General features: G+C 60.4%; 17 protein-coding genes and 2 pseudogenes. 2 read left to right on the forward strand and 17 right to left on the reverse strand.

Annotation, left to right across the window (positions count from 1 at the left end; genetic code table 11):
- Window positions 1-9 precede the first annotated feature (9 nt).
- The 5 genes from D3878_RS16475 to D3878_RS16495 form a co-directional block, all read right to left on the reverse strand.
- Window positions 10-780, reverse strand: a complete 771-nt coding sequence (locus D3878_RS16475; protein ID WP_119786479.1) for a class II glutamine amidotransferase — start codon at window positions 778-780, stop codon at window positions 10-12.
- A 165-nt stretch (window positions 781-945) separates the two neighbouring features.
- Window positions 946-1875 carry a hypothetical protein gene (locus D3878_RS16480; protein ID WP_147384004.1) on the reverse strand — a complete coding sequence of 310 codons (930 nt, stop codon included), beginning with the start codon at window positions 1873-1875 and terminating at the stop codon, window positions 946-948.
- 59 nt (window positions 1876-1934) lie between these two features.
- Window positions 1935-2582 carry a C39 family peptidase gene (locus D3878_RS16485; RefSeq protein ID WP_233556487.1) on the reverse strand — a complete coding sequence of 216 codons (648 nt, stop codon included), beginning with the start codon at window positions 2580-2582 and terminating at the stop codon, window positions 1935-1937.
- Window positions 2583-2615: 33 nt separating this feature from the next.
- Window positions 2616-3017, reverse strand: a complete 402-nt coding sequence (locus D3878_RS24390; RefSeq protein ID WP_233556363.1) for a hypothetical protein — start codon at window positions 3015-3017, stop codon at window positions 2616-2618.
- A 143-nt stretch (window positions 3018-3160) separates the two neighbouring features.
- Window positions 3161-4945, reverse strand: coding sequence for a hypothetical protein (locus tag D3878_RS16495; RefSeq protein WP_119786482.1), 1785 nt, complete (start codon window positions 4943-4945; stop codon window positions 3161-3163).
- A gap of 646 nt (window positions 4946-5591) precedes the next feature.
- Here D3878_RS16495 and D3878_RS16500 point away from each other — a divergent pair.
- Entirely contained in the window at window positions 5592-6929 is a 1338-nt protein-coding gene (locus D3878_RS16500; RefSeq protein ID WP_119787953.1) for an acetate kinase, read from the forward strand.
- Between the two features lie 84 nt (window positions 6930-7013).
- Here the strand turns inward: D3878_RS16500 and D3878_RS16505 are convergent, their stop codons facing one another.
- From D3878_RS16505 to D3878_RS16545, 9 genes are all read right to left on the reverse strand, one after another.
- A complete protein-coding gene (locus tag D3878_RS16505; protein WP_119786483.1) occupies window positions 7014-8474 on the reverse strand; it encodes a sigma-54 interaction domain-containing protein in 1461 nt (486 codons plus the stop codon).
- Window positions 8475-8733: 259 nt separating this feature from the next.
- On the reverse strand, window positions 8734-8991 hold the full coding sequence (locus D3878_RS16510; RefSeq protein ID WP_119786484.1) for a BTH_I0359 family protein: 258 nt from the start codon (window positions 8989-8991) through the stop codon (window positions 8734-8736).
- A gap of 163 nt (window positions 8992-9154) precedes the next feature.
- On the reverse strand, window positions 9155-9535 hold the full coding sequence (locus tag D3878_RS16515; protein ID WP_119786485.1) for a GTPase: 381 nt from the start codon (window positions 9533-9535) through the stop codon (window positions 9155-9157).
- Window positions 9536-9558: 23 nt separating this feature from the next.
- Window positions 9559-10272 carry a response regulator gene (locus D3878_RS16520; protein ID WP_119786486.1) on the reverse strand — a complete coding sequence of 238 codons (714 nt, stop codon included), beginning with the start codon at window positions 10270-10272 and terminating at the stop codon, window positions 9559-9561.
- Between the two features lie 83 nt (window positions 10273-10355).
- Window positions 10356-12677, reverse strand: coding sequence for a sensor histidine kinase (locus tag D3878_RS16525; RefSeq protein WP_119786487.1), 2322 nt, complete (start codon window positions 12675-12677; stop codon window positions 10356-10358).
- Window positions 12678-13292: a DUF4390 domain-containing protein gene (locus tag D3878_RS16530; RefSeq protein WP_420799544.1), complete on the reverse strand. Its 615-nt coding sequence runs from the start codon at window positions 13290-13292 to the stop codon at window positions 12678-12680.
- Between the two features lie 35 nt (window positions 13293-13327).
- On the reverse strand, window positions 13328-14647 hold the full coding sequence (gene rsmB / locus D3878_RS16535; protein ID WP_119786488.1) for a 16S rRNA (cytosine(967)-C(5))-methyltransferase RsmB: 1320 nt from the start codon (window positions 14645-14647) through the stop codon (window positions 13328-13330).
- A complete protein-coding gene (locus D3878_RS16540; RefSeq protein WP_119786489.1) occupies window positions 14644-14994 on the reverse strand; it encodes a DUF1840 domain-containing protein in 351 nt (116 codons plus the stop codon). Before D3878_RS16540 ends, rsmB begins: the two co-directional genes overlap by 4 nt.
- A 57-nt stretch (window positions 14995-15051) precedes the next feature.
- A complete protein-coding gene (locus D3878_RS16545) occupies window positions 15052-15597 on the reverse strand; it encodes a hypothetical protein (protein ID WP_119786490.1) in 546 nt (181 codons plus the stop codon).
- Window positions 15598-15814: 217 nt separating this feature from the next.
- Between D3878_RS16545 and D3878_RS16550 the strand changes: the two genes are divergently transcribed.
- Entirely contained in the window at window positions 15815-17143 is a 1329-nt protein-coding gene (locus tag D3878_RS16550; RefSeq protein ID WP_119783739.1) for an IS1182 family transposase, read from the forward strand.
- Window positions 17144-17323: 180 nt separating this feature from the next.
- Here D3878_RS16550 and D3878_RS24395 read toward each other — a convergent pair.
- The 3 genes and pseudogenes from D3878_RS24395 to D3878_RS16560 all read right to left on the reverse strand — a co-directional run.
- Window positions 17324-17554: pseudogene (locus D3878_RS24395) on the reverse strand (methyl-accepting chemotaxis protein); the annotation flags it as partial.
- Window positions 17555-17594: 40 nt separating this feature from the next.
- Window positions 17595-17882: pseudogene (locus tag D3878_RS24660) on the reverse strand (Tar ligand binding domain-containing protein); the annotation flags it as partial.
- Window positions 17883-17904: 22 nt separating this feature from the next.
- Complete coding sequence (locus tag D3878_RS16560; protein ID WP_119786492.1) at window positions 17905-18465, reverse strand: RBBP9/YdeN family alpha/beta hydrolase; 561 nt, start codon at window positions 18463-18465, stop codon at window positions 17905-17907.
- Window positions 18466-18484 lie beyond the last annotated feature (19 nt).

An 18484-nucleotide genomic window follows, 5' to 3' on the forward strand; every position in this document is an offset into this window, starting at 1 on the left:
CCGATACGCTCAGGGCGCGATCGGCTGGCCGTCGACGAATACTTTGAATTCGCCAGGTTGAAACGCAGTCCAGCGTTCATTGGCGGTCAACGGTTCTGTCACGATGATGGCGACCCGGTCGTTGGGCGTCGTGACCTGGGAAAAATCGACCCGCACATCTTCATCGGACAACCTGGCTTCGGCAAACGGGTATTGGCGCACGATGAAAAACAGCCTGGTCGAACAGTGGGTAAACAAGGCGCTGCCGTCCGAGAGCATCATGTTGAAGGTGCCGTACGCGGCGATTTCGGTGGTCAACTCGCGCAATGCCGCGGTGAGCGCCGGCTGCGACGGTAAAGCGTCGCCGAAACGGCGCCGCAATTGCTGCAGGATGTAGCAAAAGGCCCATTCGCTGTCGGTGTTGCCGACCGGGCGGAAAGCGCCGTCGAGCGTCGGCGTGAAATCCTTCAAGTCGCCATTATGGGCGAATACCCAGTAGCGTCCCCACAGTTCGCGCACGAAGGGATGGCAGTTTTCCAGGGCGATATGACCGTGGGTTGCCTTGCGTATGTGGGCGATGACGTTTTTCGACTTGATCGGGTAACGCTTGATCAGCTCGGCAATCGGCGAGGCTATTGCGGCCTCGTAATCGACGAAGTGGCGTACGCCAGAGCCTTCGAAAAAGGCGATGCCCCAGCCATCCTTGTGAGCGTCGGTACGCCCGCCCCGCGTGGCGAAGCCGGTGAAGCTGAAGACGATATCGGTCGGGACATTGCAATTCATCCCCAGAAGCTGACACATGTTTGCGATGCAGGTATGAAAATGATTTCATACACTAGCACGAATGTGGCAGTTTGGTACATGGCACCTCGCTCGCCCCGCGTCCCGGCGGGCGCAATGTGCCTTGGGTCGCCGGCAGGCAGGCCATTGGCGGGCACACGACGCCAATGGCCTGCCCGGCCCGTGCTAGCGCGTCCCGGCGAACTGGGTGAGAGCGTCGAACAGGGTGGATTGCAGATTCGCGCCTTTGAGCAATTCCAGACTGTTGGTGGCGGCGTTGATGATGGTCACGCTCTGGATGGTTTGATTGTTGACGCTGTTCTGGATGAAGGTGGCACCCGCTGCTTGCGCCAGCAATCCGGGGGCAAAGGTGTTGCCGGGACCATGCTGGATCAGTGTGGCGGCGCCATTGCCCAGGTTGGTCGCCACCTGCAAGCTTGCCGCGCTTGCCTGGGCTGCCGGTGCAGCTGATGCAGTTGGCGTGGCCGGCGCCGCTGATGCAATTGGCGTGGCCGGTGCCGCTGATGCAATTGGCGTGGCCGGCGCTGCCAATGCAGTTGGCGTGGCCGGCGCAGCAATCGATGCTGAAGCGGGAGTAACCGCTGGCGTAGATGGCGCAGGTCCGGCAGTGGGCGATACAGCAGAAGATTGCTGGGCCTGGACCAGTTTGCTGGCATCCGGTATCTCGATTCTGATAGCGGTCTGCAGCGCGCCATTCAGGTTGACGACGCGTTCGATGCCAAATGAGATTTTCAAGCCGGGTGCAATGTCGAAGCCGCCACGCATCTGTTCCAGGACCGTGCTATCGACCGCGACCCAATCCTGGATCGACGACTGGGCCGATGAGTCGCTTGTCCCGGCATGGGCGACGGTGGCGCTGGCGGCATCCGGTTCGAGCGTGGCGATTCCTGAAGAATCGGCACTTGCCGCGGCAGGGTTGCCTTCAAGATGGAAGATGGCCAGGGTTTCCTGCGCCTTGTCGGCAGAGTCATCCTGGACCGTCATGCTGTGTACAGCCATCTCTTCAGTCGGATAGGCAGCACCGGGAAAGACGGCTGCGCAGCCTGACATGAAACCGACTGCGATCCATTTTTCCCTGCGTGTGTACATTGCCATGATGAACTCCATTGGTGCGAATTACATGCACAGCAGTATCGACTGTGCATGAACTCAGTCTAAAAGTCGGTGCTGCCGAACTTGGGCAGCGTAACGCTTTCCAGGCCCTCGCGCCGTACGCCGGCGGCCAGGGGCGCGCGAGGAGCTGCACCCCAGTCGGCAACCAGGTTGAAGCGCGCTTGTTCCTGACGATTATGGATCACGAACAGCACCCGGTTGACCCAGCTGGCTTCAAAGCTGGCGCGCTCGACGGCACGCGTGCCGGTGGCCGGGTCGCCGATCAATACCCGCCCATCGCGCAATCCCTTGACGACCACGAAATGGTGATAGCCCTTGTCGTTGATCAGCACGATGGCCGGCAAGCCCGCTTCGACGAGTTTGTCCAGCGGCTGGGTAAAACCATCCGCGGTAAAACCGTACGCCGCCAGGTAGCGTTTCATGTCCAGCAGTGAAAACCCCTCGCGCCGTATTTTTGCCTGGTCACCGTGCTCGTACATCGTCTGGAATACCATTTCTTCGGTGACGGGAACGCCGTACTGGTGCGTCAGCAGGGTCGCTATTGCCGCCGAGCCGCAACTGAAATCGTATTGCTGGCGCAGGGTGGAACTGAAACGCGATTCCTTCATGCTGGTTACAGGCACCGAATAACCGCCACCAATGCCGGAAAAGTGCAGCTTGGCGGCATCGGCCAGGCTGGCCGCCAGCATGCCGCAGACAAAGAGTGCAAGCCGGATCATGGTTTACTGGAATTGCACGTTGACGATGGTCGAGTTCTGGATCAATACGTTCGCCCCCGAGTTCTGGATCACGATTGGCAGGCCGATCGAATGGGCGAATGCGCCATCGGCGATGGAGTTGTTGCCGGTGGAAACATTTTTGGCGGTCGCGTCCTGCAACAAGCCGTGGGATACTGCTTCGCTCTTCATTACGCTACCGCCACGATACTGGTCCAGGGAATCGGGAGCGATGCTGGCGCCCAGGCCGGCAAGCGATTGCGGTCCGGACTCCTGAGGCGTTGAGGCTGCCGGGCTCGAACTTGCGGCAACAAGCGCACGGGGCGGAACATCTTCAGCCAGCGCGAGCGCGGGGAATAGCAAGCCCATGGCCAACAGCGTTCTGGCGTCAAATTTGACAATTCGCATTTGCTTCTCCTTGCGGGTTTCCGGTCCGGATGTGGTCGGACTGGATTCTGACAACCTGCGGACGATGGCGTGCCATGCCGTAGACATGGAGGCACACCATCGCCAGGATCGCGCCGCTTGCGCGGCGCGATCCCCTTGCTGCCTTACTTGCCCAGGGTCAGGTTGGCCTGTACATTGACGCTTTGCTGCACCAGCGAGGCGAGGCCGGTGTTCTGGCTCACGACCATGATGCCCGCTGCGGACTGGCCGACATTCGACATGGTGTTGGACATGTTGAAGGTGCCGGCATGCACGGCAACCTTGCCGCCGGAGCCGCCTGCGCCGCCTGCGCCGCCCGTGCCGGCACCGCCCTTGGCTGCACCGCCGGAGCCCCCGCCACCGCCTGCGCCGCCATTGCCGCCGTCACCGCCGGATGCGCTGCCATTGGAAGCGTGGGTTGTGGCGTCGCCGTTCTGGGTCGCGTTGCCAACGCTTGCGCCACCGCCGTCACCACCCGCGCCGCCGGTCGAACTGGCCGATGCGCCGTTGCCGCCGGTGCCCGTTCCGGCAGCGGCCGATGCGGTCGCGGTGCCGGTGTTGTTGCCGCTGACGGCGCCGGTGGTGCCGGTAGAGGCGGCACCGCCGCTTGCCGTTGCCGAGCCGCTTGCATCACCGGCGGTGCTGGTGTTGCTGCCGCTGCCTGCGCCGCCCGAGTTGGCCGCGGTATTGGACGCATCACCGGTGCTGGCCGAGCCGCTGCCGGAACCTGCGCCGCCGGTGGCGCTGGCTGCGCCGCCGCTGCTGGTGGCCGAGGCATCGCCGTCCGGATGTTTGCTGATGCTCTTGCTGCCGATGCCTACGCTTGCGGCCAGCGCGCCGCCGCCCTTGCCCTTGCCGGCTGCCCAGGCGTCACCGGAGCTTGCCTTCTGTCCGGAAGCCGCCAGGCCGCCGCTGCCCTTGGCTGCGCCGGCAGCATAGCCGCCCTTGTTCTTGTCGATCGCCTTGGCATCGCCGCCAACTGCCTTGGCCTTGGCATCCGCATCGCCCGTGTACTGCTTGTTGGTCGCATAAGCATCGCCGCCATAGCCTTTGCCGCTGGCACCATCGCCGCCATATGCCTTGGCATTGCCGCCATCGCCGCCATCGCCGGCCTTGGCGCTGCCGTTCTTGGCGTCGCCAGTGTAGGCCGGGCCGGCAAGCACGCCGCCGTTCTTGGAATTGCCGCCGTCGCCGCCCTTGGCGCCATCGCCACCGTAGCCGCCATCTCCGCCGATCGCTTTGCCGCCGATACCCTTGGCGCCATCGCCGCCCTTGGCACCATTGGCATCGCCCCAGTTACTGGCTTGGTTGCCAATGCCATAAACCTTCACGTGGCTGACTTCGCCGTGCAGTTTGCTGACAGCAATAGCCTTGTTGGTGTTGAAGGAATTGCTGAAATTGGCAGTGGCAGTCGAACCATTGTTGGCTGCGGCAGTGCCGTAACCATCGGCTTTGGCGCGGCCTTTGACAATGGTCTTGGTGTCATTGTCGTTCTTGGTGATGGTCTTGGTATCGTTGTCGTTCTTGGTGATCGTAACGGTCTTGCTGTGATCATCGTTCTTGGTGATGGTCTTGGTATCGTTGTCGTTCTTGGTGATCGTAACGGTCTTGCTGTGATCATCGGTCTTGGTGATGGTCTTGGTATCGTTGTCGTTCTTGGTAATGGTAGTGGTCTTGGTATCGTTGTCGTTCTTGGTAATGGTAGTGGTCTTGGTGTCGTTATCGTTCTTGGTCAGCGTAACGGTCTTGGTATCGTTGTCGTTGATGGTGGCGTTGATCGCTTTGGAATTGCCGGCGGCGACGGCACCATTGTCGCTGACAGTAGTCGGGGGCGTAGCCGAGGTGGCCCATGCCTGACCGGTGAGTCCGAACGCGATTGCGAGCGAAGATGCCAGGAGAGTCTTTTTCATGATTGTGCCTTTACAAAAATTATCGAAGGTTGATCAATATCCGACAGGGCTTGGCAGAACTCACCAATCCGTTCACCTGCATTGCAAATGTGGTGCCAACGTATGAGTAGTGCCATTAAGTCATTGAAAAACCGGAAGTTACGAGGCGCAGGCGGCAGTAGATCGCTGTATTGCGCACGGCAGTCGTGGCATGTCCGTGCAAGATATGTAACGCATCTGATACAGCAGTAGGTAAGTCCATGTTATCCATGATTACTCCAGGCATGAGCTTGTCTGGAAATTTCAATTAATTCAAAAACATAAGAGAAACTCTTCGTATTCTTGCGCAATTATCTGCACTGTAAAGATTGTGTTACATGAGGCCGCCACAAAGCTGAAATACGGCCTGTGCCGCAGGATCATCCATGGGAGTGAAGTGCATGCATCGATGTACTGTCATATTTCGATACAGAGGCCGGATTTCATGCTTCGCAAAATCCGCGTGCCGTTGAGGTACTTGTGCGAAATCAAGATGGAATATGCATGCTTAACGAAAAATGTGGCATTCCATCACCAACTTGAGTGTCCCATGACGAATGTCCATGCAGTCGCACGCCAGCACCGCCGGCCTGCGCGGAAAGTGACCAGCCTGGTCCGAGAAGGCAAAATGAAGCCAGGCGGTTTGCGCAAAGCTGGTGCGCTGTGCTGCGCATTGCTTATGCTGACACATGGCCTGGCGCAGGGCAGCGATGTTGCGGGCGATACGCCCGAACGCCAGGCATTGCAGCGCAGGCTGGCCGAGCAGATCGAACAGATCAATGCATTGAAGCGCGCGATCGCGAAACAGGAAGCCGATCTTGTGCAATTGCGCCGCGCCGTGACCAGCGAATCCCTGAATGCGCAGCGCGGTCGCGGACCGGCTGACCCCGCGCAGCAGCCACAGGGCGGGCAGGCTGCGCAGGCGCCGCAGGATGGACAGGCAGTGCAGACGGCACAGGCAGCGCAGGGTGGTCCGGTCGGCCAGGCGCCGCAACAGGAAGCCAGGCCGCCGGAGGTGGCGCAGATTTTCGATCAGCCCGGGGTGCTGACGCCGCGGGGTAAATACGTCCTCGAGCCTTCCCTGCAGTACAGCTATTCGTCGGCCAACCGGGTGGCGCTGATCGGTTACACCGTGATACCGGCGCTGCTGATCGGCCTGATCGATGTGCGCGAGGTCAAGCGCAATACCTTCACCGCGGCGTTGGCCACGCGCTTCGGCCTGACCAATCGCCTCGAGGTGGAAGCGCGCATCCCTTACGTGTACCGTTCCGATTCGACGGTAAGCCGGGAAGTGGGCACCGGCAGCGCCAACGACACGGATCGAACCTTCAGTGCCAGCGGCAGGCAAATCGGCGACGTCGAACTCGGCATGCGCTATCAGTTGAACGATGGCGGCATCGACAAGCCGTATTACATCGGCACGCTGCGATTCAAGTCCCGCACCGGGCGCGACCCCTTCGAGGTGGTGACCGATTGCGTCCAGCGTTGCGTCGGCAATTCCAGCGGCACCGGCCTGCCGCTGGAATTGCCGACCGGTTCCGGCTTCTACTCGCTGCAGGGTGGCCTGACATGGCTGTTTCCGAGCGATCCAGCGGTGTTTTTCGGCAGCGTGACTTATCTGCATAATTTCAAGCGCAGCAATGTCAGCCGCACGGTTCTGAATGGCGAGCGCGAATTCCTCGGCAGCGTCGAGCCTGGCGGAATTTTCGGGTTCAATTTCGGCATGGGGCTCGGTCTGAACGACAGGACTTCGTTCAGCATCGGCTACGACCACAATTCCGTCGGGCGCACGAAGCTGAACGGACAAGTCGTTCCGGGCTCGGTGCGCACGCAACTGGGCACACTCCTGCTCGGCTACTCCTATCGCATCAATGACAGGCGAACCCTGGCAGTGTCGCTGGGAGCCGGCCTGACGCGCGACACGCCCGATATCACCCTGAGCGTAAAACTGCCGATTTCGAACTAGCGGCATTGTTGCAAGGCTGGGCGCCCGCGTGCCGCCGGCCCTTGCATCATGCTTGCGCAATGTCGCCGGACGCGCTGCAGGCAGCTACTTGAAGCTGTCGAGGTAGGGGGCGCTTGGCGTCGAGATCGAGTGCCCTCGAATGTTGTATTTTTCAATGAGGCGGTACAGCGTCATGCGCGACACGCCCAGCAGGCTGGCTGCGTGCGACATCTGGTTGCGTGCTTGCGACAAGGCGCGGTGAATCATGACGCGGTCGGTGGTGGCGCGCGCGTCCTCCAGCGACAGCAGCTTGTTGTTGCTCGGCACATTCATAAAGCCGAGATCCTCGGGCTGGATGAAGCGTCCTTCCGCCATCACCGTGGCGCGCTGTATGCGGTTGATGAGTTCGCGCACATTGCCAGGCCAGGTATGGTTGCGCATGGCAGTCAATGCGGCGCGGGAAAATCCGCGAACGGTGTGCTTATGCATGGTGGAGAACTTGGTGAAATAATGCTGCGCCAGGTCATCGATATCGGCTTCACGCTCGGTCAGTCTGGGCGTGCTGATGCAGATCACATTGATGCGGTAGTAGAGGTCTTCGCGAAAGCGTCCCTGCGCTACCGCTTCGGCGAGATCGACGTGGGTGGCGGCGATGACACGCACGTCGACGGCCACGGCTTCGGTGCCGCCCACGCGCACGATCCGCTTTTCCTGCAGAAAGCGCAGCAGGTTGATTTGCATGTCGAGCGGCATGTCGCCGATTTCATCCAGAAACAGGGTGCCGCCCCTGGCCGCCTCGATGCGGCCGATCTTGCGTTGCTGGGCGCCGGTGAATGCGCCTTTTTCATAGCCGAACAATTCCGACTGCAGCAATTGCGGCGCGATCGAGCCGCAATTGACGGCGATGAAAGGCGCATGCTTGCGCGGCGATTGCCGATGCACTGACATGGCGGCGAGCTCCTTGCCGGTGCCGGATGCGCCGATGATCAACACCGAAGCCTCGGTGCGCGCAACCTTGCGGATCTGTGCAAACAGGCACTGCATGACTTCGCTCTTGCCTACCACCATAAAATCCGCATCCTTGGCGCTGCGCTCGTGCACCGGCGCGCTGCAGGAGTCGCGCACAAAAGCCATTCCCCACGCGTGACGCAGCATCAGCATGGTGTGGTCGGGATGCGCGGGCAGGATCAGAAAGTTGAACAGATAGGCGCTGATGCATTCGCGCACGCGCACGTCGGCCACCAGTTCCGGCGCGATCATGCCGATCCACGACATGCCGCCGCGGTTCAGCAGCAGTTCACAGCTTTCCAGATGGGCGACGTCGTCTGCATGGTTTAACATCAGCAAGCCGACGCGGCAGCCCGCGTCGATTGCAAGACCGGACGAATCCGTACCGGCCTGTTCAATCAGTTGCATGCCATGTTTTTGCAGCATGGCCGAATAGGGACAATAAACTTCAGTGCGCCTGGCCGGGCGCAGGATCAATACGGTCTGGTCCTGCCGCACGGTTTTTGACACATTCAGCACAGTGCTCTCCCATGGCGATCCATTGTTCGCATCAGCCATGCAAGAATCCGGAATGGCTGCTGCAAACACTAGACAGGTTAATTACGCATCGGGAGGCGAGTTTGTTGCGGCGCAAAAAATGGGAAATTACCGCATCTTCAGTGTTACAAGTTTGATGTAAGACCTTGTGACATTTTTCCAGGCAATGTTGATAAATGGAAGATATTGTTTGTAAAAAAAAATTGCCGCATGCAGCTGAAAAACATGCATGCGGCAATCGTGCAGAACAGGAAGGTGTCTGCTTATGCCCTTACGGCACCTAGTGCAATACGACGGGCTGACTCATCAAGGCATCGTATTTGCCAAGAAAAGTATCGATATCTTCCACCGACGGTTCGGTGGCGATCAGATCTTCCACATCCTTGCGGAAGGCTTCGGCCAATGTGCCGCCGATAAAAATTTCGCGCTTGCCGGATTTGTCCATGATTTCATAACCGCCAAAGCGCATGGATTCACGATTGCCATCTGCGACGAATTCCACGACGCTGTATTGATCGCTGTTGTAGATGAGGTTCATGTTGCGCTCCTTGGCAAAACATTACTGTTGAAGGGCAAGAAAGCCCTTGTTCCAGATGTGGCGGTCAACCGCTGTTTTTCAAGGCAAGGACTGGAAGGAAACGGTTACCAGTTGTAACAGCAAATCGACTATTGTTGAGGGGAAAAGTAAGACGGCAGAGACCTTAAACATGACTATGGTTATTGGCGATCAATTCTTTTGTCAGACTCAGCCATTTATCATAAGGTTCCTGCTGCAGGAATTCGCGGATTTGCGGCAAATGGCTGCTGTTGGCCAGGCTGATGTAGAGTCGTTCGGGATGCTGGCGCAAAATCCGGTTCAGCGTCACTCGCATGGGTAGATTGCCGCTGCAACAGATACACCCGGGCGCGATGCGCACGATGGTCAGCCAGGTTGGCAAGGCTTCGCCGAAAGGCGATGCGCCATCCGGCAAGCCTTCCAGGATCAGGGCGGTGCGCAGGCGTGCATCCAGCGCGCCGGCAATCATGGCTTCGCGCAGGGCCGCGCTGGGACCGGTGACCAGCGTGGCGGCGATGCGGTGCATGCGTTAGCCGAAAAACAGTATGTTCAGACGTGCTTCTTGCCAAGCTTGCTGGGTTCGACGCCCAGTTGCTTCAGCTTGCGGTAGAGGTGCGTGCGTTCCAGGCCGGTCTTTTCGGCGACCCGGGTCATGCTGCCGCCTTCGCGCCCCAGATGGTGTTCGAAATAGGCGCGCTCAAAGGCATCGCGCGCTTCACGCAGCGGCAAGTCGAATGACAGGCTGAAGGGCTGCGCTTCGGGCTGCAGCATTGTCGCCGGCGCCAGGGCCGCCGGCGCGTTGGCTGCCATGGCCGCGCCACCGTGGGGCGCTGCAGCGGCGGCTTCGGCGGCGGCGGTCGGGCGGGCGAAATGGGGCGGCGCCGGACGCGCAGCTTCCTGGCCGCGCGACAAACCGTGTTGCACCGCCTTGAGCAGTTTTTGCAGGGCAATCGGTTTTTCAAGGAAATTGAGTGCGCCGATGCGGGTCGCTTCCACCGCAGTATCGATGGTGGCGTGGCCGGACATCATGATAACCGGCATGGTCAGCAAGCCATCGCGCTGCCACTCTTTCAACAGGGTGACGCCATCGGTATCCGGCATCCAGATATCGAGCAAGACCAGGTCAGGCAAGCCGGCAACGCGCATTTCACGCGCCTGCTGGGCATTTTCCGCGGTCTCCACTACGTGACCTTCATCACTCAGGATCTCCGAAAGTAATTCCCGGATACCCATTTCATCATCGACAACCAAGATATTCGCCATTTGCCACTCTTTCTGATCTTCACTGCCCGTTATTGTGCATCATTTGCGCTAATAATTTACCAAGGGAAATATTTGCAATACGTTTACGCTTTAGGTGCTAACTTTAACAGCAATATTAATACTTTGGCACCACTTTCATCAACACGATTCTGTAAATCAACTCGACCGCCATGTTCGTCGATGATTTTTTTAACCATGGCCAGACCCAGGCCCGTGCCACGCGCCTTGGAGGTGACGTAGGGTTCGAATGCGCGCGCCAGGATCTTGGCCGAAAATCCCGGGCCATTGTCGGCGATCGTCAGGCGCACCGCACTGCGTGCACTGCCATCCGAGCCGGGATAGTGGACCGCTTCGGTACTTACGTCAATGCGCGGCAGGGTAATGTTCCTGTCGAGGTCGGCAACGGCATCCTGGGCATTCTGCAACAGATTGTGGATGATTTGGCGCAATTGTGTTGCATCACCCATGATCTGGGGTAAACGGGGGGCCAGATGCAGATGGATGATATCGCGTTCGTCGCCAGCGATGTACAGGTGCAGGATTTCCGTGATCAAGGCATTCAAGTCGAGCGGCGCCAGCACCGCCGGCGGGGTCCTGGCGAAGTCGCGGAAATCATTGACCATTTTTTGCATGGCCGCGACCTGGTTGACGATGGTGGTGGTGGCGCGCTTGAGGATGCCGGCCTCAGTCTCGGCCAGTTTGTCGGCCAGTTTCATTTGCAGCCGCTCGGCCGAGAGCTGGATCGGGGTCAGCGGGTTCTTGATTTCATGGGCCAGGCGCCGCGCCACCTCGCCCCAGGCCAATGAGCGCTGTGCTGAAATTACATCGGAAATATTGTCGAATACCACCACATAGCCGTTGCCGGCGGTAACCGGCAAGCGTGAGCCGCGCGCCAGCAGGGTCAGCCCATCATCGCCTTCCGTGCCATTGCTGTCATCTGCAGCCCCAGCACCACGCGGGATTTCGATCTGCTTTTGCCAGTGCCGGCTGGTGACGGTGTCGCCGCCGGCCGATTGTGCATTGTGTTCCGAAAAGGCCTTGGTCACCACGTCGGCAAACGATGCCAGTCCCGGAATCGCTGCCAGCGGCTGGCCGATGGCCTGGCCGACCGATTGTTGCAGGATGCGTTCGACCGAGTCATTGTAGGTGAGCAGCTTGAATTCGCGGTCGAGTACCATCACGCCGGCCGACATGTTCGCCAGCACCGATTCCAGATAGGCCTTGGCGTTTTCCACGGCCCTGCGGTTTTTCTCGACCGCCGCGCGCGCTTCGGACAATTGCCGGGTCATCAGGTTGAATGACTTGGTCAGGGTGCCCAGCTCAGTATTGCTGGCGACGATCGGCCGCGGTGACAAATCCCCTTCGGCGACGGCCTTGGTGCCTTCGGCCAGCAACAGCAGCGGCTGCGCCAGGTCGCCGGCGATCAGGAAGGCGCTGGCCACCGCGCCGAAGATCGTCAGCAACAGGGTCAGGGTCAGGGTGACCAGGTAAATCTTGCGCAAGCCGCTGCGCGACAGCGATCTTTCCTGGTATTCGCTGTAGGCGGCGCGCAGCGATTCGGCATTGGCCGCCAGCGCGGTCGGTACCGGCTGGATCAGTTGCAAAAAGCGCGTCTCGCTCTTGAGCGAGGAGGCATGCAGGGAGACCGGGATCGTCACCACTACCCGCATGCGCAGCTTGGGCGTTGCATCGAGGCTGGCCAGGCTTTGGGTGGTGCCGGGCGGAGTGCTGAATCCGCTCTCGTTGTCGACGATGTCGGCCTCGCTTTCGATGATCGAAAAGCCGCGCGTCAGGCGTGCCTGGCGCAGCATGGCCTGGGTCGGCAGGTGCGGTATCAGGTTATCGGTATCGCTATCTGTTGCGACGATGCGGCTGGCGGCGCTGACAATGGTGGCTTCCTGCAGGTTGCTCTGGCCACGCAGGCGCGACAGCTGGGTGGCCTGGGCGGTGTCGGAGAGGTCGGCGATTTCCAGTGCAATGCCGCGCGCCTTGGATTCCAGGTCGGCCAGTTGCGACTCCAGCGCGGTGCGGCCGAGGTTCAGGCCCGATTCCAGTGCGGATTCAACGCGCACGTCGAACCAGGATTCAATTGAGCGCGAGACGAATTGCACCGATACCATGTAAATCATCAGGCCCGGCAGGATGCCGACAACGGCAAACAGCAGCACCAGCCGGGTCATCAGCCTGGAGCCGAACAGGCCACGCCGGTAGCGCCGGTATAGCCGCGTGAGCAGCAAGAGCACCAGCACCAGCAGCGCCGTCGCCACCAGGGCGTTCAGGCCCAGCAACCAGGGATAATGCTTGTCGAAGGCGGCGGAATTTTCCGAGGCCGAGGCCAGCAGGAACAGCAGGATGCTGACAACGGCGGCGCCGATGACGAGGAAGTACCGGAATAGCCTGCTCAATTACTCTGCCTTGTAGGTAAATGTCTTCCAGCTGGAGGACAGGTGCCAGTCGCTGTCGTTGATGGCATTGACCTGGAAGGGCTTGGGCAACTGCGTGACGTCGAGTCGCATACGCACCTTGACCTGGTAATTGGCGCCCGCCTTCAGGGTTTCCTTGTCGGCCACCAGCCAGCGCGCCGGGCGGCGCACCAGCGCCAGCACATCGTCCAGGGAGGAAAAGCCCTGCCGCAGGCTGCCCTCGACGGTGGCGTAATACTGCCGGGTCAGCACATTGTAGGAAAGACGGATCGTGTGCGAGGCGCTCACGGTGTTTTCGTCGAACCAGTACCAGCGCGGCCGGTTCAGCTCGACATCGGTGGTGAAGTACAGCGGCACCCCGCGGTTGAGGGCGTCTTCCAGCACGCGCTTGAGTTCGAAGCTGAAGCTGGATGCCAGCCGGTAGTCTTCCTCCGTCGCGATCAGTTGCGCCTGCTGGATCTCGATTTCGGCGGCATGCACGGCCGGGGCGGCCAGCATCCCGCCCAGCAGGAGGGACGCCAGCAAAAATCGTATCGCAATCTGGAACAGGCGGCTGGTCACTGGTGGATCGTCAGAAAATTGGCAGGCAGTTGTCAAGAATTTATCGGCTGGGCGAGCATCGCTGCATGCGGTCAGTTTTTGGGTTTCTGGAACAGGGCATAAAACAAGCCGTCATGATCCGCGTCGCCCTCCGCACCTGGCAGCAATTGACCGGGTGCGGCAAGTGGCACGGCATGATTCCGGCTGGCGAACGCTTGCGCCTGCCTTGCCGATTCCTCGGGCCAGAGCGAACATGTCACAAGCAACAATTTACCATCCGGCTTCACCATCTGCCAAAGATTGTCCAGAATTTGCGCCGAAAGTGTTGCAAGCCGCGCAGCATCTTCCGGGCGCCGCAGCCAGCGGATGTCCGGATGGCGCCGCACCACGCCCGAGGCGGTGCAGGGCACGTCGGCCAGGATGCGGTCAAAAGGCTGGCCATCCCACCAGTCGACGCGGCTGGCATCGGCCTGTTGCAGGCGGGCGGAAAGCTGCAGACGTTGCAGGTTCTGGTCGATCCGTTGCAGCCGTTCGCCGTCGCTGTCCAGCGCCAGCAAATCGATGTCGGCGCATTCCAGCAAATGGCAGGTCTTGCCGCCGGGCGCGGCGCAGGCGTCCAGCACCCGCATGCCGTCTTGCGCATCGAGCAAGGGCGCCGCCAGCTGGGCGCCGGCATCCTGCACCGACACCAGGCCCTGGTCGAAGCCGGGGATGGCATGCACCGGCAGCGGCTGCGCCAGCCGTACCGCATCCATGCCGATTTGCCGCGCCGCGATGCCTTGCCCGGCCAATTCCTGCAGATAGGCCGCCAGCGTGGTTTTTCTGCGGTTGACGCGCAGGGTGAGCGGCGGTGCGACATTGCCGGCTGCGAGGATCGCCTGCCAGTGGTCGGGATAATCGGCCTGGACGCGCTCGATCCACCATGCCGGGTAATTCCAGCGCGCAACCGGTTCCCGCATGACTTGCGCCAGCAGGCCCTCGCGTTCGCGCAAAAAGCGCCGCAGGATGGCATTGACCATGCCTTTGGCGTGCGCGATTCTGGGATCGGCCGCGGCTGCGGCGACCGCCTGGTCGACCAGGGTGAAATCGGTGTAAGGCCGGGCGCCGTCATCATCCTGGCACAGCAGCGCCAGGCTGCAGCCAAGCAGGCTGGACAGCAGCGGCACTTGCGGCGTACGCGTGGCCAGCTGCGCCAGCAAGGCGCTGGCGCGCCCCCACTGGCGCATGCTGCGGTAGGCGATATCCTGTTGGGCGCCGCGCGCGGCATCCGACAGTTGCAGCGCCTGCGCCACCCTGGCCAGTGCCGGCGGCAAGGCGGTGCCGTCCAGGACAAGGGCGACGGCCTGGGCTGCGCCGTACAGACTCAAGGCCAGCGAATCGGGTTTCAGGCGCGGTTTTTCTACCTTGCTCATACGCCCCACACGACGTCGCGTCCTGCCGCATTGGCCGCGCGCAGCATTTCCAGCAGCGGGAAGGCGCGGGCGCCGAAGCTGACGGTTTTGGCGGCCAGCTGCCTGTGGTTTTCGGCGTCGAAACTGCCTTCGTCGTCGGTTTCCGCCTCGCGCTGCGCTGCCAGCTCGGCCTCGCGCGCATGCTCGGCTTCGATTGCCGCTTCCAGCTTTGCTATTGCCGCGCCGGTTTCGGCGGCCGTGATGATGCCGCGCGCGACATCCTTGCCCAGCAGGTCGAGCAGACGCTTGGCGTGTTCGGCGTACATCAGGATATCGGCGGCGGCTTTGGATTTGAAGGTGATTAACATGTTGGTGACTCCTTACGCAGGGTTGGGGGCAGACTGTGGCGCTCGCCGAGCGTGCCCTTAGTCCGGTTTGAAGGATGAAAAAAATGTGTCGGCCTCGGCCCGCACGACTTTTTGCGGCGGACCGAGCACCAGCACCTGGTAGACCCGGGCATCCTTGGCCACGAAGCGTGCCAGCAGGAGGAGCTCTGCTCCGTTCGGCGCGCGCGCGCCGATGGCTTCGACTTCAAGCGGCGCGGCGCCTGCTTTGCCTGCGTCTTTGGGATCACCCGTTTCGCGCTTGATGCTGCCATGGATGTTTAGCACCAGCGCAGTTTTCATGGCAGACAGTGCGGCGGATGCGCCGGCGGCAGCGGGCAGGGTGGCGGCGCCGACGGCAAACGTGACGCCATCGACTTCAGCCGCGGTCATCGTCATCTCGACCTGGGCGACACCGAGATCGACCGGTCGTGTCATGCTGGCCGGCTTGGCCGGCAAGAGCACTTCAAAGGGTACGGGATTGCCGCGCACGACGCGCCAGTCGAATTTCGGGCTGCAAGCCGACAGCATGCAGGCAATGGCCAGGGTGAAGGCGGCACGCAGCAAGGATGCGTAAGATTTTTGCATGACCGCAATGGTATCAGGCTGTACGGAAGAAAGCTGGATGTCCGTCAGCGAATCGCATTTCCCCGCCCGGTGCGATGGCTGCGATTCTTTTAACCTGCATCAATCCGATGATAATTCACCACAATCAAGCGAGTTCGCGGAGGCGTGGATGCGCGCTAGGAGTCTGCGCGGCAGAACGCTGATGTCATCCGAATAGATTCGTAAACGTTGATTCGTGATGACATCGAGCTATCTTCCCTACGATCCGCAGCAGCAAATGCTGCTTCCCCCTGCATTGCAAGAGTGGCTACCAGATGGCCATCTTGCGTACTACATCAGCGATACGATCGATGCGCTTGATCTGAGCACCTTCCATGCGCGATATGCAGGTGGCGGGCCGCGCAATCAGCCCTTTCATCCGGCGATGATGGTCAAAGTGCTGGTTTATGGCTATGCGACCGGGGTGTTCTCGTCGCGCAAGCTGGCAAAGAAGCTGCATGAAGACGTTGCCTTCCGGGTACTTGCTGCTGGCAATTATCCCGCGCACCGCACGATCTGCGACTTCCGTGCTTTCCATCTGAAAGAGTTGTCCGACTTGTTCGTGCAAGTGGTGAAGTTGGCGCGCGAGTGCGGCCTGGTCAAGTTGGGAACCATCGCTGTGGATGGGACCAAGATTAAGGCCAACGCATCGCGCCACAAGGCCATGAGTTATGAGCGCATGAAGAAATCGGAGCTGGAATTGAAGGCGCAGATCGACGCGCTACTGGCCAAGGCCAAGGCAGCCGACCTGGCCGAGAAGAACGAGCCGGCACTGGACATTCCAGCTGAGATAAGCCGACGCGAGGACCGGCTTGCAGCCATTGGCGCGGCGCGCGCACGGCTGGAGGAACGCCAGCGTCAGGCAGATACCGAGCGTGGCCGCAGCGCTGACGACGACAATACGCCGCCAGACGGCGATGGTAAGGCGCTCAAGAAGTCGAAATACAAGTACAAGTTCGGTGAGCCCAAGCCCAAGGCCCAGGACAACTTTACCGACCCGGAAAGCCGGATCATGAAGCGCGCCGGTGGCGGCTTCGATTACAGCTACAACGCGCAAGCCGCAGTCGATGATACGGCGCACATCATCGTCGCTGCCGAACTGACCAATAGCGGCGCCGATAGCCGTCAATTGCCCGCGGTGCTGGCGGCGGTCAAGGCGAATACGGGCGACGATCCGCACCAGGTCGTCGCCGATGCAGGCTATCGATCCGAGGCCGTGTTTGAAACGCTGCGTGATCATCCCGCCGAGATCATCGTTGCCCTTGGGCGCGAAGGTAGACAAGCGCTTGGGATTGATCCGAACAAACGCCCACTCTCGGCGGCCATGGCAGAACGATTCAAATCCACCGCCACCCAAGATGCCTACCGGCGGCGCAAGTGGTTATCCGAACCGCCAAATGGTTGGATCAAGCACGTACTGGGCTTCCGACAATTTAGCATGCGCGGCATCGCCAAGGCCCAGGCAGAGTGGAAACTCGTCTGCGCTGCGCTTAACCTGCGAAGAATGGCAAATATGATGTGTGCGTAGTTTAAAAATGGGGAAAACGCACATTCCGGTGTCGCGCCGCAGCTCAAAAACGCCTATCAGTCAGCAATTTCAGAATTCAATGCCGGGCCAATATCAGCCCGGCTGGCGTTGCGCCCGTTTCGCTCGCTCAAATTCTGTTTGCCGCGCAGACTCCTAGGTCTCCGGCGTAATAATGTTTTCCTATGGCAAACATTGCAACTTAAGCATCGGCCCCCGGCTTGCCATCGATACGCGCAGTGTGGGCGGGGCTGCAAGCAAGTCCGCTTGCGTCACATGGTGGTCAAGCCTGAAAACGCTGACTGCTTGAGATAATGCGCCGGCTTGATCCTGCATGCTCTGCGCAGCCGCCGCAGCCTCTTCCACCAGCGCCGCGTTCTGCTGCGTCGCTTCGTCCATCTGTGAAATTGCCCGTGCCGTGCAAAATGTCGGTTGCGATCAACTGATTGCGGTTGATCAGTCGCATGAGTTGATCGAGCTGCAGCGATGCGACCAGACCCTCATCATAGATAGTCTGCACCGAATCATTGGTGTTGCTTAACCTGTAATTTGCTACGCTCCCTATGAACACCATGAGGGCGGCGAGAAAGGAAATCAGACAGATCAAGCCTTGCCTTGATAGAAATACTTTCCAACATTTCAATTCCTCAAAATCCGCTTCATGCTTTTCTCGCCCAGAAATTGTCAGTTTCCGCTTTGCACGGTTGCGCTCGTCAGCCAAGCCGCGCCGCGCTCGCTGCATCTTTCAACAACCTACAGCCCTCTCAACCGAGTTCGCGGATCAAGCTTTCCGCCTGCGGCCATTCGCCGAAGCCAGCGGCTGGATTGAGGTGGCCGGCCGCGCCGATATTGACGAGCCGGCTGCCCCAATCCTTGGCCAATTGTTCAATACGATCGAAGCTTCCAAGCGGGTCATTGGTGCTTGCCGCGACAATGCTGGGGAAGGGCAACGGCGTTCTGGGTATGGGTAGCCAGCCGTTGTCGCGTATGGCGTCCGTGGTCGGATAGCCTGCCGGCATCGGCGATTCGAGATCGGCTGGTGCGGCCAGCAAGGCGCCGTGAATGGGCCGCTGGTGCCGTTGCGCCCAGTGCACGGTGATCATCACGCCGGCGCTATGGGCAACCAGGATCACCGGCCCCTCGATTTCCGCCAAGGCCTGGTCCAGGGCCGCCACGCGGGCGGCGCAGCTCAGCTTGTCGTGTTCCAGCGGCGGTACCGAACGTGCATTGGGCAGTTTTTTTTGCAGAATGGTTTGCCAATGTTCCTCGACGTGATCCCGCAAGCCGGGGACGATCAGAATGGTGGGAGTGGATGATGCGTTCATAGGATTTGTGCACATGCAA

The sequence above is a fragment of the Noviherbaspirillum sedimenti genome (assembly GCF_003590835.1).
GTDB classification, from domain to species: Bacteria; Pseudomonadota; Gammaproteobacteria; order Burkholderiales; family Burkholderiaceae_D; genus Paucimonas; species Paucimonas sedimenti.

What these genes read in the sequence shown, in the direction of transcription:
- D3878_RS16475 (WP_119786479.1), bottom strand. Translation starts at nt 780, where the DNA reads ATGTGTCAGCTTCTGGGGATGAATTGCAATGTCCCGACCGATATCGTC.
- D3878_RS16480 (WP_147384004.1), bottom strand. Translation starts at nt 1,875, where the DNA reads ATGGCAATGTACACACGCAGGGAAAAATGGATCGCAGTCGGTTTCATG.
- D3878_RS16485 (WP_233556487.1), bottom strand. Translation starts at nt 2,582, where the DNA reads ATGCTGGCGGCCAGCCTGGCCGATGCCGCCAAGCTGCACTTTTCCGGC.
- D3878_RS24390 (WP_233556363.1), bottom strand. Translation starts at nt 3,017, where the DNA reads ATGCGAATTGTCAAATTTGACGCCAGAACGCTGTTGGCCATGGGCTTG.
- D3878_RS16495 (WP_119786482.1), bottom strand. Translation starts at nt 4,945, where the DNA reads ATGAAAAAGACTCTCCTGGCATCTTCGCTCGCAATCGCGTTCGGACTC.
- D3878_RS16500 (WP_119787953.1), top strand. Translation starts at nt 5,592, where the DNA reads ATGAAGCCAGGCGGTTTGCGCAAAGCTGGTGCGCTGTGCTGCGCATTG.
- D3878_RS16505 (WP_119786483.1), bottom strand. Translation starts at nt 8,474, where the DNA reads ATGGCTGATGCGAACAATGGATCGCCATGGGAGAGCACTGTGCTGAAT.
- D3878_RS16510 (WP_119786484.1), bottom strand. Translation starts at nt 8,991, where the DNA reads ATGAACCTCATCTACAACAGCGATCAATACAGCGTCGTGGAATTCGTC.
- D3878_RS16515 (WP_119786485.1), bottom strand. Translation starts at nt 9,535, where the DNA reads ATGCACCGCATCGCCGCCACGCTGGTCACCGGTCCCAGCGCGGCCCTG.
- D3878_RS16520 (WP_119786486.1), bottom strand. Translation starts at nt 10,272, where the DNA reads ATGGCGAATATCTTGGTTGTCGATGATGAAATGGGTATCCGGGAATTA.
- rsmB (WP_119786488.1), bottom strand. Translation starts at nt 14,647, where the DNA reads ATGAGCAAGGTAGAAAAACCGCGCCTGAAACCCGATTCGCTGGCCTTG.
- D3878_RS16540 (WP_119786489.1), bottom strand. Translation starts at nt 14,994, where the DNA reads ATGTTAATCACCTTCAAATCCAAAGCCGCCGCCGATATCCTGATGTAC.
- D3878_RS16545 (WP_119786490.1), bottom strand. Translation starts at nt 15,597, where the DNA reads ATGCAAAAATCTTACGCATCCTTGCTGCGTGCCGCCTTCACCCTGGCC.
- D3878_RS16550 (WP_119783739.1), top strand. Translation starts at nt 15,815, where the DNA reads ATGACATCGAGCTATCTTCCCTACGATCCGCAGCAGCAAATGCTGCTT.
- D3878_RS16560 (WP_119786492.1), bottom strand. Translation starts at nt 18,465, where the DNA reads ATGAACGCATCATCCACTCCCACCATTCTGATCGTCCCCGGCTTGCGG.